Source organism: Pseudomonas sp. p21 (assembly GCF_001642705.1).
Taxonomy (GTDB): domain Bacteria; phylum Pseudomonadota; class Gammaproteobacteria; order Pseudomonadales; family Pseudomonadaceae; genus Aquipseudomonas.
Genome location: NZ_LWBV01000003.1, coordinates 880682 through 895415, shown reverse-complemented (window position 1 = coordinate 895415; position 14734 = coordinate 880682). Strand labels below are relative to the sequence as shown.

Below are 14734 nucleotides of genomic sequence, written 5' to 3'. Positions count from 1 at the left end.
GGCGGTGTAAGGCCTGAGGCCCCCTACAGGTATGGCGCCTGTGGGAGCGGCCTTGTGTCGCGAGAGGGCTGCAAAGCAGCCCCGGCAATTTTTGCCATGTCGCTGAAATCCGGGGGCCGCTCTGCGGCCCTTTCGCGACACAAGGCCGCTCCCACCCTGATCGCATTGACCTCTGCGGCGTGTAAGGCCCTTCCTGTCACACCCATCCCCTATTCCTACAAGCTTGCAGGAATACCCCGACTGCCACTCCCCAGCCCAACCCCGCTTTACTGGCGCCCTTCCAAAACAACCATAAGAAGGAAGTCGCCATGTCCGAACATTGCACCCCCGTCAGCCCCGTACGCATCGCCGTCATCCAGTACGACCCACAGGTCGGGCTCGAGCATTGCGATGGCAACCTGAGCAAGGGCCTGGCATTGGCCCGGTGCGCGGCGCGTGAAGGCGCCAACCTGATCGTACTACCCGAGTTGGCCAATACCGGCTACACGTTCCACTCGCGTGCGGAGGCCTATGCCCACGCCGAAACGCTGGAGGAGGGGCGCAGCCTGAAAGCCTGGGCGGATTTCGCCAGGGAGTACCAGGTATATCTGGCTGCGGGTTTTGTCGAACGCGAGGGGCTGAAACTCTACGACAGTGCCGTACTGTTCGGTCCGCAAGGCTTGCTCGGGCATTACCGCAAGGCTCACCTGTGGAACCAGGAAAAGCTCTGGTTCACCCCTGGCAACCTAGGCTTCCCCGTGTTCGAGACGCCGATCGGCCGTATCGGTCTGCTGATCTGCTGGGATATCTGGTTCCCGGAGGTGCCGCGGCTGATGACCGCACAAGGCGCCGACATCATCTGCAGCCTGAACAACTGGGTATGGACACCACCGCCGCTGTTCGATGAAGCCGGGCGCTGCATGGCTTCCTACCTGACCATGACGGCGGCACACGTCAACAACGTCTACATCGCTGCCGCCAACCGCATAGGCAGCGAGCGGGGAGGGCGCTTCCTGGGCTGTTCGCTGATTGCCGGTACCAATGGCTGGCCAATTGGCGAGGTGGCCAGTGCAGAGGAGGAGGGCATTCTCTACGCCGATGTCGACCTCAGCAGCGCACGCTCGGCACCGATCTGGAACAGCCTCAACGACCTGCCGCGAGACCGGCGTACCGATCTCTATGATGCAACCCTTGGCTATCGCCTGCATGCACCGATGCCGCGCTGAGGAGTCGCACATGAAAACCCTACTCTTCCCCAACCGGCAGCGTTCGTCGGTGTTGATCCTCGCCTGCCTGCTGGTGCTGCTGGCTGCCAGCCTCGTCCAGGGCCAATGGCCGGACTACACGCAACTGGCAGCGACGCTCGATCAGCCGTTAAGCCGCCTGCGCTGGATAGTCGGTGATATCAGCGAAGTAGCCTTCTACAAGCATGAGTTGCCCGCGCTGGGCTTGCTACTGGGGGCTTGTCTGGCGCACTGGGCCCATGTGCATGGGTATCGCTGGCAGGGCTTTGCCATCTGCTACGGCAGCGGATTATGGCCATGGGTATTCACCAGTTCGCTGCTGGGCTTGCTGCTCAGTCACGCGTTGTGGGGATGGACCTTGGCCAGTGGCACCTGGCAACCGACTTTCGTCGCTTTCGTATCGTTGCCAGCGGCCATGGTGCTGCTATTTGGCGCGGGTTGGCAGGTGACGATCAGCGGCGCACTGCTGGGGGCACTGCTGGTAACGCCAGCCAGCCTGTTGATGGTCAACTACCTGTGCTACCCGTTGCAGTTGCCGGTGGTAGTCGGCAACGTAAGTGGCATGGCGCTGGCGAGCGTCGTGGCGTTCATGCTGTGCTGGCGCTTTCCATCATGGGTGCGGCCCAGCCACAAGCCCGCCGCGCCCGAACCCGTTGCGGCCCAACCCGATTACGGCGTGGTCTGGACCCTGCGGCGTGTGCTGGCCGATTTCAGCGAAGCGCCATTCTTCGGTAATGAACTGGCCAGCCTCGGGCTACTGCTGGGGGTGTTCCTGGCTTACATGCTGGCCCCCGCTGCACCGGCCTACGGTTCGCTGCTGCTGATACCGATGGTTGCCGGGCAGGCGCTGGCGTCACTGGTTGGGGTCGTGTTCTGGCGTCGCCAGTGGCAGGCGCGAGGGTGGTACCCCACTTACATTCCCATCGTCTCGATCGTCCCTGCCGCTGTGCTTACCCACGGTGGAGGCTGGCAAGTGGTCGTAGCCAGTGCAGTGCTGGGCGCGCTGGTAGCTCCACCTTTGGCAGTGGCCATCACTCAGCGCTTGCCGGCTTACATGCATGGCTACATCGGTAATGTGGTGTCGATGGCCATCAGCACACTGGGGATCGTGCCGCTGGTCGGGGTGCTTGCGGGAGGTGGCGTATGAAAGCGCATGCAAACCTGCCCAAGCTGTCGATCGCTGGCCTGGGTGGCACGGTGAGCATGGAGGCAAGTGCCAGCGGATGCGGGGTGATGCCCAAGCTTGACTGCAATGGACAACTGGCCAAGTTGCCACAACTGCGCGAAATGGCCCATCTTGAAACTGCCACTCTGGGCCTGCTCCCCAGTGCCTCGCTGGGCTTTGCTGCGCTGCTCGAGGTGCTGGCCTGGGCTCGGGGTGAGGTGGAGCGCGGAGCGCACGCGGTGGTACTGACCCAGGGTACCGACAGTCTTGAGGAAACGGCGTATTTCCTCGATCTGCTATGGCCGTTCGATGCGCCATTGGTGATGACCGGTGCCATGCGCGCGGCCAGCCAGCCGGGCAACGACGGCCCGGCCAATTTGCTGGCTGCGGCGCAGGTTGCACTGGCCCCGAGCAGCCGTGGGCGCGGCGTTCTGGTGCTGATGAATGATCAGGTCCACTGTGCCGCGAGGGTTCGCAAGACGGCCAGCCTGGCGATGGCTGCATTCGAATCGCCCGGCTGCGGACCGCTGGGCGATGTTGTGGAGGGTGTTGTGGCATATCGTCAACCGCCTGGCCCGCGAGAGGTGCTGCCGTTACCGCATCGCACCGAGCATCGGGTTGCACTGCTGGAAGCGTGCCTGGATGCGGATACGGCGTTGCTCAATGCCATGGCGGTACTGGGCTACGAGGGACTGGTCATCGCTGGCTTTGGTGCTGGTCACGTTTCCGGTAGCTGGTCCGAAGTGCTGGGCTATCTCGCGCCCACCTTCCCAGTGATTGTTGCCACCCGCACAGGCAGTGGTCCCACAGCCTCGGCATCCTACGGTTTTGCCGGTGCCGAGATCGATTTGCAGAGCAAAGGGGTACACATGGCGGGGCAATTGTGTCCGCGCAAGTGCCGCATCCTGTTGTGGCTGTTGATCGGCACGGGCAGGCAGCAGCAGCTGCATTGCTGGTTGCCACGTTAAGCAATCTGCTCGCGTACCTGTAAGCGCGGGCAGCCCTTGGGCTGTTCTGTGCTAGGGTGCACACACTTTTGCTTCCCAGGACTTTCACCCATGCTCCCCGCACTCAGCGAAAAAGAACTCGACCGCCTTGAAGACCTGCTGATCACCTACGGCAATGACTACTCGGTACTCAACCTGGCCGAGCTCAATGGCTTTTTCACTGCATTGGCCAGCTCGCCATCCACCGTCACCCCGGAGCAGTGGCTGCCCGCGGTGGCCGGTGGCAAGGTGCCGAAGTTCAAGAAGCCGGCGCATGAAGAGGCTTATACGGCGTTGATGCTGCGCTATGCCAGCCAGGTGGCGGAGGAGTTGGGTGACAACGTCGATCACTTCGAGCCGTTGTTCGAGGAAAACGAAGACGAGGCAGGCACGGTGATCGTGATGGAGGAATGGTGCTTCGGCTACATGCGCGGCACCCAGGTCGCAGGTTGGGCCGAGCTGCCGCTAGAGCAGGATCAACTGCTCAAGGCCATTTCGCTGCATGGGCTGGAGGACAACTTCGAGCTGCTGGATCAGATGAGCGAAGAGGATATCCAGGCTTGCGTGCCGCAGGTGGTCGAGGCTGCGCGTGGGTTGTTCCGGTATTTCAACAAACTGCACTGATCTTGCATCTGCATTGATGCTACCGGCCCCATCGGCGGCAAGCCAGCTCTCACCGGAAATCTAAGGCCTCACGGTTTTGCAGTACCTGTGGGAGCTGGCTTGCCGGCGATGGGGCCCGGACAGGCTCGGCGATTATTCCGCCAAGCGAAATTATGGTTTCCCCGCCACACGGATTCTGCTGCCAGCCGAACCGGTGCAGCATGTGCTCCATCAGCCCACCCCGGCGCTGACCAGGAGCCAAGCCCATGTCGAACCCGATCAAGCTTTACAACTTCCCCAAGTCCGGCCATGCCCACCGCATCGAGCTGATGCTCTCGCTGCTGAACCTGCCCACCGAGCTGGTGTTCGTCGACCTCGCCAAAGGTGCGCACAAGCAGCCGGACTTCCTGGCCCTCAACCCGTTCGGCCAGGTCCCGGTCATCGATGACAACGGTACGGTGATCGCCGATTCCAACGCCATCCTGGTGTACCTGGCCAAGAAGTACGACAACGGCACCTGGCTCCCCGAGGAGCCCGCCGCCGCCGCCCGCGTGCAGCGCTGGCTGTCGGTCGCTGCCGGCCCGCTGGCCTTCGGCCCTGCCGCCGCGCGCCTGGTGACTGTATTCGGCGCCTCGTTCAACACCGACGAGGTCATTGCCCGCGCCCACACCCTGCTCAAGGTGATCGACGCCGAGCTGGCCAAAACGCCTTTCCTGGTCGGTAGCACACCCACCATCGCCGATATCGCCAACTACTCGTACATCGCCCACGCACCGGAGGGCAATGTGTCGCTGGAGCCCTATGCCAACGTACGCAGCTGGCTGGCGCGGATCGAGGCGCTGCCGGGCTTCGTGCCCATGCCACGCACCGTGATCGGGCTGCAGACCAGCGCCTGACATCCCGCCACCGCGAGGAACGCCGCCATGCAACAGAACCCGGACCACCGCCCCTCGCCCTGGCATGCGGGGGAGAAAACCCTGCAGGAAAAGGCCGGTGTCGCGGAGCGCATGGAGGCGTTCGGGCAGAAGGTCATTCGTGACTACATGCCCGACCAGCATCGTATTTTCTATCACCAGTTGCCGTTCATGGTCGCCGCCAGCGTGGACGATCTGGGCCGGCCTTGGGCAACGCTGCTGGAAGGGCCGGAAGGCTTCGTCAGTTCGCCGGATCCGCGCCAACTGACGATCAACACTCAGCTGCCTGCGGACGATCCTGCCACCCCGGGGCTGGCAGACGGGCAGGCGGTCGGCCTGCTGGGTATCGAACTGCACACCCGCCGGCGCAACCGCCTCAACGGGCAGATCCGCAAGGCCGGCGATGGGCAACTGCAGGTGACTGTGGAACAGTCGTTCGGCAACTGCCCGCAGTATATCCAGTTGCGTGACTACACCCGCGTTGTAGAACCCGCCCAAGGGCGTGTCGATGCGACAACGCTGGATGCCACGGCTGCCCGCATGATCCAGGCAGCCGACACCTTCTTTGTCGCCAGCTATGTCGAGCACAGCGACGGCCAGCGCTCGGTGGATGCCTCCCACCGTGGTGGGCGGCCCGGGTTCGTCAAGGTTGAAGGTAACCGACTGACCATTCCCGACTATGCTGGCAACCTGCACTTCAACACCTTGGGCAACTTGTTGGTGAACCCGCAAGCAGGGTTGCTGTTCATCGATTTCAGCAACGGCAACGTGCTGCAGCTTTACGGGCAAGCCGAGGTGCTGCTGGATAGCCCCGCCATTCAGGCGTTCGAAGGTGCTGAGCGCTTGTGGACGCTGGAGGTCGAGCAGGTGGTGTGGCGCCCGGCTGCCGTTTCCCTGCGCTGGGCCTTCAAGGAGTACGCGCCGACCAGCCTGATGACCGGCACCTGGGCCGAGGCCGACGCGCGCCTGCAGCAACGCCAGCGACAGCGCCAATGGCAGGCCTGGCGTGTGCAGCGGGTGGAGCAGGAGAGCCGTGACATCCGCTCGTTCTACCTTGAGCCACCTGCTGGCAGTGCGACGGCCTTTGCGCCAGGGCAACATGTTCCGGTGCAGATCCAGCTCGACGGCGAGGCGGCACTGATCCGCACCTACAGCCTGTCCAGCGCGCCTTCCGATGGCTACCTGCGCATCAGCGTCAAAGCCCAGGGCCCGGCTTCGCGGCACCTGCATGAGCACGTCGTGGCAGGCGATGTGCTGAACGTGCGCCCGCCGATGGGCAGCTTCACGCTGGACCAGCAGAGCACACGGCCGCTGGTGCTGATCGGCGCGGGCGTGGGTATCACGCCGTTACTGGCTATGCTGCGCGAGCAGTTGAGCAAGGGGCGGGCACGGCGCATTCATCTGTTCCATGGTGCGCGCAGCTTGGCCGACCTGCCGTTCCGTGAGGAGTTGGCGAGCTTGCGACAACAGGCCGGTGGCCTGCTGCAGGTGCACCGCGCCCTTAGCCAGCCGGAAGCGCATGCGCTGGCGGGGCGTGATTACGAGTTTGCCGGTCGGCTGGGTATCGAGCAGGTCAAGGCGACGCTGGCGCTGGACGACTACGATTTCTACCTGTGCGGCCCGGGCAGTTTTACCCAGGACCTGTATGAAGGACTGCGCGGGGTGCATGTGCCTGATGCGCGGATCCATGCCGAAGCCTTTGGCCCGTCGACGCTCCGGCGGCACACCGACGATGATCAACCCACACTGCAACAGCCGCCCGCTGCCAGCGAGCCGGTGCCGGTGTACTTTGCGGCTTCGGCGAAGGAGGCGCGCTGGGCGCCCGGTAGCGGGACGCTGCTGGAGTTGGCCGAGGCGCGTGGGCTGGCGCCGGAGTTCAGTTGCCGGGGCGGGTCGTGCGGTACCTGCAAGACCCGCTTGGTCAGTGGCCAGGTGCATTACCCGAACCCGCCGGCCGAACTGCCGGAGGCGGGTTCGGTATTGATCTGCTGTGCCGTGCCGGCCCGGTCGGAGGAGGGGACGCAGGCGTTGGTGCTGGATCTATAAGGTAGCCCGTCCCGGCCCTTTCGCGGGCTTGCCCGTTCCCACAGGTACTCCACTGCCCTCAGGAGCAGTGAATAACCTGTGGGAGCGGGCAAGCCCGCGAAAGGGCTGGTATTGGCAACACAAAATGCCCAGATGAAAGATAATCCCGGCACCTCACAATCCCAGGAGCTCGCATGGACCAGATCCACCTGATGAAGGTGTTCGTCGCCGTAGGCGAACTGGAAAGCTTCGCCGCCGCTGCACGCCGCCTGGACATTTCCCCAGCCGCAATCACCCGTGCCGTCAGCGCTCTGGAAGAGCAGCTCGGGGTCAAGTTGGTGCTGCGCACCACCCGCAGCGTGCGCCTGACCGAAGCGGGTGGCCGCTACCTGGAAGACACCCGGCTTATCCTCGCCAGCATCCACGAGGCCAACGAAGCGGCTGCCGGCATCAACGCCACCCCCAAAGGCGACCTGGCCGTCACCGCGCCGATCCTGTTCGGCAAGAAGTACGTCATGCCGTGCATCGTCCGCTACCTGCAGCAGTACCCCGAGGTTGACGTTTCCGCCTACTTCCTCGACCGCATAGTGAACATGGTCGAGGAGGGTATGGATGTGGCCGTACGCATCGGCCCCTTGCCAGACTCCGGCCTGAAAGCGCTGCGGGTGGGCAGGGTGCGGCGCATGTTGTGTGCATCCCCCGACTACCTGGCGCGCCATGGCGTGCCGAAGCACCCGTCTGACCTGGCGGGGCATGTGGTGATCGGCACCACCAATCTGTCGCCGCGGGCCGGCTGGCGCTTTGGGGTGACCGATGAGCCGACCCTGGTGCGCATGAAGCCCCGGCTGATGGTGACCAGCAATGACGGGGCAATCGCCGCTGCCAGTGGCGGACTGGGGATTGCCCGTCTGCTGTCGTACCAAGTGGCGGATGAACTGGCCTGCGGGCAGTTGCAGGTGATCCTGGCCGAGTACGAAGAGGCGCCGTGGCCGATTCATGTATTGCACCGGGAGAGCAAGTACGGCTCGTCCAAGGTCAGGGCCTTCATTGACATGCTGGCGCAGGATTTGCGGGCCCAGCAGCTGGATTGAAGTCGTGGACGGTAGCTCTACCCTGAGCTATCTTCAGAACTGGCCTCGCCCACGACCACGTAGACTGGCATGTCCAGTCCCGGCACCTTGTGGTGCCGCACCCCCTTGTCGGCGTGGGCGAGGCCTCTCAATTCGTATTTGGCCGCCCAAGGCGGTCGAACCTGCTCGACCACTGCCGTTCCAAAATCTCCCGAGCTACGCGATCCCCTGTGGGAGCGGCCTTGTGCCTGTACGACCGGAGACATCCTTTACATCGTAAACCGGGGACATGGTTTACACATTTGAGGCTTGGACGCGGTTTGCACCCCGTTCAAGCCTCCCCAGGAGATGGTCACACAAGAACACATCCCAAGCATCATCTTCCACCTCCTTCAGGCCTATCCTCTCGCCAGACAAGGCCTCGCTGATGAACAGCAGCTTGTTCTTCCATTTGATTGAGCCATTCTGCCTAACACTGAGGACCGCCATTGCGGTGGGGTACTCCACGATAGGCAGACATCCTGGGTAAGGCCGGTTGGATGACCTATAGCCTCGACTTCGATGCACGTGCATTGAAAGAGTGGAAGAAGCTGGGCGATACGGTGGTCAGCAGTTCAAGAAGAAACTGGCGGAAGTTCTGCTGAACCCTCGAATCGAGGCAAATCGCCTTCACTCGCTGCCTGGCTGCCACAAGATAAAGCTGCGCAGCAGCGGGTATCGACTGGTTTATCAGGTCATTGACCAAGAGATCGTGGTTTTTGTCGTCGCTGTTTATCGTCGCGAACGGGACCAGGCATACAAGAAGGCTGCCGAGCGGCTCGAATAGACTTCAGGATCTGGCGGTTCCAAGGCTGCAATCTCAGGGTACAGCGCAGCCCATAAGCTAGCGCTGTACCTGTGGGAGCGGGCGTGCCCGCGAAGAATACGACGCGGTGCATGGCACCGGCTGCGCCGGTGTTCGCGGGTAAACCCGCTCCCACAGGTTTTGCATCAGCCCAGAGTGCCTATTGCCAACTCCGGCACTTACCTCTGTTCTTGGCCTGCTTACCAAGAACATCTGGCAAACTGAGCCATCTGTGGGAGCGGGTTCACCCGCGAAGAGGCCAGCACAGGCAAAACCGCCTGCTAAACCCCATGCATCCGCAGCGCTCGCTGCGCACACTCCCGCCAACTCAACTTCCGCTTCTCCACCGGCCCCGGCTGATCCACTTCCCCAGCCAGCACCACCGGCATATCCCGCATCCTCACCCAAGGCTCACTCTGCCAATACAACAACGTCGCCCTCCGCCCTCCAGGCCAGCACATCTGCCCCAGTCGCGGCGCATCCTCTACCCCGTCAGCTTGCCCATCGCGCAGCACTGCCACCACTTCATGCGTCAGCCACCAACGCAAATGGCGGTTCTCCGGCACATGGTGATGCGCCAGCAAGGTATAGGCTCCGGACTCGCTGACCATGGTGGTCTCCTGGTACTTGCCATAGCGCAGCAGCTGCACAGTGCGGTACTGATCCGGGTCGAGCTTGCGCATGCAGTGTTCGTCGAAGAAGTGCCCACTCAGCCGGCCGAGTTCGTGGGCGCAGAACCAGGCTTGGGATTCGAACCAGAGGGTGTGGAGTGGGCGGTTGTGACGGGTGAAAGTAACAATGCCAAACCTTGTAGGAAGCTTCCTGTTCGGCCATTTTCCAAGCAAAAAAGGCTGCCAATTGGCAGCCTTCTCGATGCTCAGCCCGGACGATCAGTCCCAGCTCAGTGCACCACCCGTCTGATACTCGATCACACGAGTCTCGAAGAAGTTCTTCTCTTTCTTCAAGTCCATGATCTCGCTCATCCAAGGGAACGGGTTGGTAGTCCCTGGGTACTCTTCCTTCAGACCAATCTGGGTCAGGCGACGGTTGGCGATGAACTTGAGGTAGTCCTCCATCATCGCTGCGTTCATGCCCAGCACGCCGCGTGGCATGGTGTCACGGGCGTATTCGATCTCCAGCTGGGTCCCTTGCAGGATCATCTGGGTCGCTTCTTCCTTCATCGCCGCGTCCCACAGGTGCGGGTTCTCGATCTTGATCTGGTTGATCACGTCGATACCGAAGTTCAGGTGCATCGACTCGTCACGCAGGATGTACTGGAACTGCTCGGCCACGCCGGTCATCTTGTTGCGGCGGCCCATGGACAGGATCTGGGTGAAGCCGCAGTAGAAGAAGATGCCTTCCAGTACGCAGTAATAGGCGATCAGGTTGCGCAGCAGCTCTTTGTCGGTTTCGACGGTACCGGTGTTGAACTCCGGGTCGGAGATGGCGCGGGTGTACTTCAGGCCCCAGGCAGCTTTCTTCGCGACCGACGGGATCTCGTGGTACATGTTGAAGATCTCGCCTTCATCCATGCCCAGCGACTCGATGCAGTACTGGTAGGCGTGGGTGTGGATCGCCTCTTCGAAGGCCTGGCGCAGGATGTACTGGCGGCACTCCGGGTTGGTGATCAGGCGGTACACGGCCAGGGCCAGGTTGTTGGCGACCAGCGAGTCGGCGGTGGAGAAGAAGCCGAGGTTGCGCATGACGATGCGACGCTCGTCTTCGGTCAGGCCGTCCATGCTCTTCCACAGGGCGATGTCGGCGGTCATGTTGACCTCTTGCGGCATCCAGTGGTTGGCGCAGCCATCCAGGTACTTCTGCCAGGCCCAGTCGTACTTGAACGGTACCAGCTGGTTGAGGTCGGCGCGGCAGTTGATCATGCGCTTTTCGTCAACACGCACGCGGGCGCCGGAGCCTTCCAGCTCGGCCAGGCCTTCGGCGATGTCGAGGTCGTTCAGGGCAGCCTTGGCACGCTTGACCGCGTCGGAGTCGTCGGCGGTGGCGACACGGGCTTCCAGGGCGGCGGCACCACCGGCGCTGTCGAGCTTGTCGAGGGTGGCGGCGGCAGCGGCCTGCGCAGGGGTGTTGCCTTTGGCGGCTACTTCGCCGTCTTCTTTATCGAATTCGTCCCAACTCAGCATGGTGAGATTCTCCTGCTTGAGGGCCATCTAATAAGTATGGCCGGTGGATCTTGGTTGCGGCTTGGTCCCCAGGATGGGGTACGGCGGTGCACGCAAATCTGGATTGGCCCCAAAGGGCTGGCCGGGGCGGTGGGGCCGCGGCTTATTGTGTCTGGCTGTGGAGAGGCGATGGCATAGCCGGCCTCTTCGCGGGTAAACCCGCTCCCACAGGCGGAGAATGCCGCGAGGGGCACCCGCGGGCACCCCTCTCGGCACTCAGGCCTTACTGGCAGGCTTCGCAGTCAGGCTCGTCGATCGCGCAGGCCTTTGGCACTGGCGCAGGGCCGGCTGCCTGGACCGGGGCGCTGTCGCCACCGCTGGAAACGGCGTTGAGCTTGCCGGTGTTGATGGTCGACTTCTCGGTGCTGGTCGCGGCCAGGGCACGGAGGTAGTAGGTGGTCTTCAGACCACGGTACCAGGCCATGCGGTAGGTCACGTCCAGCTTCTTGCCCGAGGCGCCGGCGATGTACAGGTTCAGCGACTGGGCCTGGTCGATCCACTTCTGGCGACGCGAGGCGGCATCGACGATCCACTTGGTCTCGACTTCGAACGCGGTGGCGTACAGGTCTTTCAGCTCTTGCGGGATACGCTCGATCTGCTGCACCGAACCGTCGTAGTACTTCAGGTCGTTGATCATTACCGAGTCCCACAGGCCACGGGCCTTCAGGTCGCGGACCAGGTATGGGTTGATCACGGTGAACTCGCCCGACAGGTTCGATTTCACGTACAGGTTCTGGTAGGTCGGCTCGATGGACTGCGACACGCCGGTGATGTTGGCGATGGTCGCGGTCGGCGCGATGGCCATGATGTTCGAGTTACGAATACCTTTCTTGACGCGCTCGCGCACCGGGGCCCAGTCCAGGGACTCTTCCAGGTTGACGTCGATGTACTTGGCACCACGGGCTTCGATCAGGATCTGTTGCGAATCCAGCGGCAGGATGCCCTTGGACCACAGCGAACCCTGGAAGGTCTCGTACGCACCGCGCTCGTCGGCCAGGTCGCAGGACGCCTGGATGGCGTAGTAGCTGACCGCTTCCATCGACTTGTCGGCGAACTCGACGGCGGCATCGGAACCGTACGGAATGTGCTGCAGGTACAGCGCATCCTGGAAGCCCATGATCCCCAGGCCGACCGGGCGGTGCTTGAAGTTCGAGTTACGCGCTTGCGGCACCGAGTAGTAGTTGATGTCGATCACGTTGTCGAGCATGCGCACGGCGGTGTTCACGGTGCGTTGCAGCTTGGCGGTGTCCAGCTTGCCATCGACGATGTGGTTCGGCAGGTTGATCGAGCCCAGGTTGCAGACTGCGATCTCGTCCTTGTTGGTGTTCAGGGTGATCTCGGTGCACAGGTTCGAGCTGTGGACCACGCCCACGTGCTGCTGCGGCGAACGCAGGTTGCACGGGTCCTTGAAGGTCAGCCACGGGTGGCCGGTCTCGAACAGCATCGACAGCATCTTGCGCCACAGGTCTTTGGCCTGGATGGTCTTGAACACCTTGATCTTGTTGTACTCGGTCAGGGCTTCGTAGTACTCGTAGCGCTCTTCGAAGGCCTTGCCGGTCAGGTCGTGCAGGTCTGGCACTTCCGAAGGCGAGAACAGGGTCCACTTGCCGTCATCGAAGACACGCTTCATGAACAGGTCGGGGATCCAGTTGGCGGTGTTCATGTCGTGGGTACGACGACGGTCATCACCGGTGTTCTTGCGCAGCTCGATGAACTCTTCGATGTCCAGGTGCCAGGTTTCCAGGTAGGCACACACGGCGCCCTTGCGCTTGCCACCCTGGTTGACGGCAACGGCGGTGTCGTTGACCACTTTCAGGAACGGAACCACGCCCTGGGATTTGCCGTTGGTGCCTTTGATGTAGGAGCCCAGTGCACGCACAGGGGTCCAGTCGTTGCCCAGGCCACCGGCGAATTTCGACAGCATGGCGTTGTCGTGGATCGCGTGGTAGATGCCCGACAGGTCGTCCGGCACGGTGGTCAGGTAGCAGCTGGACAGCTGCGGGCGCAGGGTGCCGGCGTTGAACAGGGTCGGGGTCGAGGCCATGTAGTCGAACGACGACAACAGGTTGTAGAACTCGATCGCACGGGCTTCTTTGTCTTTCTCTTCCAGCGCCAGGCCCATGGCCACACGCATGAAGAATACCTGTGGCAGCTCGAAGCGCACGCCATCCTTGTGGATGAAGTAGCGGTCGTACAGGGTCTGCAGGCCCAGGTAGGTGAATTGCTGGTCACGCTCGTGGTCGATGGCCTTGCCCAGGCGGTCCAGGTCGTAGCCTTTCAGGGCCGGGTCCAGCAGCTCGAACTCGACGCCTTTGTCGATGTAGGCCGGCAGGGCCTTGGCGTACAGGTCGGCCATTTCGTGGTGGGTGGCGCTCTCGGCCACGTTCAGGAAGCCCAGGCCTTCGGCGCGCAGGGTGTCCATCAGCAGGCGGGCGGTCACGAACGAGTAGTTCGGCTCGCGCTCTACCAGGGTACGGGCGGTCATTACCAGGGCGGTGTTGACGTCCTTGATGGCCACGCCGTCGTACAGGTTCTTCAGGGTGTCGCGCTGGATCAGGTCGCCATCGACTTCGGCCAGGCCTTCGCAGGCTTCGCTGATGATGGTGTTCAGGCGGGCCATGTCGAGCGGCGCCAGGCTGCCGTCGGCCAGGGTGATGCGGATGGTCGGGTGCGGCTCGACCACGGACTCGGCGTTCACGCGGGTGGCACGCTCCTTGGCGCGCTGCTCGCGGTAGATGACGTAGTCACGGGCGACTTTCTGCTCGCCGGCGCGCATCAGGGCCAGTTCGACCTGGTCCTGGATTTCTTCGATGTGGATGGTGCCACCCGATGGCATGCGACGCTTGAACGTGGCGGTGACCTGCTCGGTCAGGCGCGCGACGGTGTCGTGGATGCGCGACGAAGCGGCGGCGGTGCCGCCTTCAACTGCGAGGAACGCCTTGGTGATGGCAACGGTGATCTTGTCGTCGGTGTAGGGGACGACAGTGCCGTTACGCTTGATCACGCGCAGTTGGCCGGGAGCGGTGGCGGCCAGATCCTGGTTGGAATCGGCGGCCTGCGGCACCTTGGCCTGCGGGTTCTCGCGAGTTGTGTCGGTTTGCATGGGTGGGTGTCTCCACAGTTTCTATATTGTTCAGGCGCCTTTTGGGCGCCCACCGTTCCGTCCACTTGCTCGATGGCCTTCACGAGGATGCGTCATGCACGCGCATCCACCCGCTCGGGCGTACCGACTTCGGGACAGATCAGGAAATGGGGGCAAGAACCTTGCCGCTCCCTGGCCGAAGTCAAATGCTTTGGGATAAGCCAAAGCAGGCTGTTCAGTATCCGCTAGGAGCGGTGGATCGATAAAACCACAACGAGTCCTGCCAGAAAAATCGCTTGAATTTCTCTGCTGACTCATGCTTGGCGTTCGTGACTGAAACCCAACATCTAGTGGTTTGCTGTGCTGGGGATACAAGATAATGCGGTATCGGGGGCTTTGCAAGGCGAGCGCCTGTGGATAACTTGTGTGTACTTTGTGAGTGACTAGTGGGTATTCGCTGTAGGCCTTGTGCCAAGTGGTTTGCAGTATTTTTCTGCGCCTTGCCGGTTCTGGGCAGAATTTTTCGGGCGCGAACCCTGTCACAAAAAACGGTTCAGTCGAGGGGCTGCTGGCAGGTTGGCAGTGCCTGGGGGCGGGACGTAGTATCCGAAGCAGATGTTGCCTTTTGGTTAAAAGGTCATG

At 62.4% G+C, this 14734-nt stretch carries 10 protein-coding genes and 1 pseudogene; 8 read left to right on the top strand and 3 right to left on the bottom strand.

Annotated features, from left to right (window positions below; translation table 11 throughout):
- Window positions 1-308: 308 nt before the first annotated feature.
- The 8 genes and pseudogenes from A4C63_RS13470 to A4C63_RS13430 all read left to right on the top strand — a co-directional run bounded on the left by A4C63_RS13470 (window position 309) and on the right by A4C63_RS13430 (window position 8812).
- Window positions 309-1205 (top strand): nitrilase family protein, encoded by an 897-nt coding sequence (locus tag A4C63_RS13470; protein WP_063913056.1) that lies wholly within the window; start codon window positions 309-311, stop codon window positions 1203-1205.
- Window positions 1206-1215: 10 nt separating this feature from the next.
- The gene (locus A4C63_RS13465) at window positions 1216-2370 is read left to right on the top strand and encodes a hypothetical protein (RefSeq protein ID WP_063913055.1); all 1155 of its coding nucleotides are present in this window, start codon (window positions 1216-1218) and stop codon (window positions 2368-2370) included.
- Window positions 2367-3356 carry an asparaginase gene (locus A4C63_RS13460; RefSeq protein ID WP_063913054.1) on the top strand — a complete coding sequence of 330 codons (990 nt, stop codon included), beginning with the start codon at window positions 2367-2369 and terminating at the stop codon, window positions 3354-3356. Before A4C63_RS13465 ends, A4C63_RS13460 begins: the two co-directional genes overlap by 4 nt.
- A 90-nt stretch (window positions 3357-3446) precedes the next feature.
- Window positions 3447-3998, top strand: a complete 552-nt coding sequence (locus A4C63_RS13455; protein ID WP_063913053.1) for a UPF0149 family protein — start codon at window positions 3447-3449, stop codon at window positions 3996-3998.
- Between the two features lie 245 nt (window positions 3999-4243).
- Complete coding sequence (locus A4C63_RS13450) at window positions 4244-4873, top strand: glutathione S-transferase family protein (protein WP_063913052.1); 630 nt, start codon at window positions 4244-4246, stop codon at window positions 4871-4873.
- A gap of 27 nt (window positions 4874-4900) precedes the next feature.
- Window positions 4901-6937 carry a pyridoxamine 5'-phosphate oxidase family protein gene (locus A4C63_RS13445; protein ID WP_063913051.1) on the top strand — a complete coding sequence of 679 codons (2037 nt, stop codon included), beginning with the start codon at window positions 4901-4903 and terminating at the stop codon, window positions 6935-6937.
- 173 nt (window positions 6938-7110) lie between these two features.
- Entirely contained in the window at window positions 7111-8007 is an 897-nt protein-coding gene (locus A4C63_RS13440) for a LysR family transcriptional regulator (RefSeq protein WP_063913050.1), read from the top strand.
- Between the two features lie 518 nt (window positions 8008-8525).
- Window positions 8526-8812: pseudogene (locus A4C63_RS13430) on the top strand (type II toxin-antitoxin system RelE/ParE family toxin).
- A 299-nt stretch (window positions 8813-9111) separates the two neighbouring features.
- On the opposite strand, the gene A4C63_RS13425 reads toward A4C63_RS13430, so the two are convergent.
- The 3 genes from A4C63_RS13425 to A4C63_RS13415 all read right to left on the bottom strand — a co-directional run bounded on the left by A4C63_RS13425 (window position 9112) and on the right by A4C63_RS13415 (window position 14113).
- A complete protein-coding gene (locus tag A4C63_RS13425; RefSeq protein WP_256202936.1) occupies window positions 9112-9675 on the bottom strand; it encodes a Bro-N domain-containing protein in 564 nt (187 codons plus the stop codon).
- A gap of 45 nt (window positions 9676-9720) precedes the next feature.
- A complete protein-coding gene (locus A4C63_RS13420; protein ID WP_063913048.1) occupies window positions 9721-10971 on the bottom strand; it encodes a ribonucleotide-diphosphate reductase subunit beta in 1251 nt (416 codons plus the stop codon).
- Between the two features lie 262 nt (window positions 10972-11233).
- Window positions 11234-14113: a ribonucleoside-diphosphate reductase subunit alpha gene (locus tag A4C63_RS13415; RefSeq protein WP_063913047.1), complete on the bottom strand. Its 2880-nt coding sequence runs from the start codon at window positions 14111-14113 to the stop codon at window positions 11234-11236.
- Between the last annotated feature and the right edge of the window lie 621 nt (window positions 14114-14734).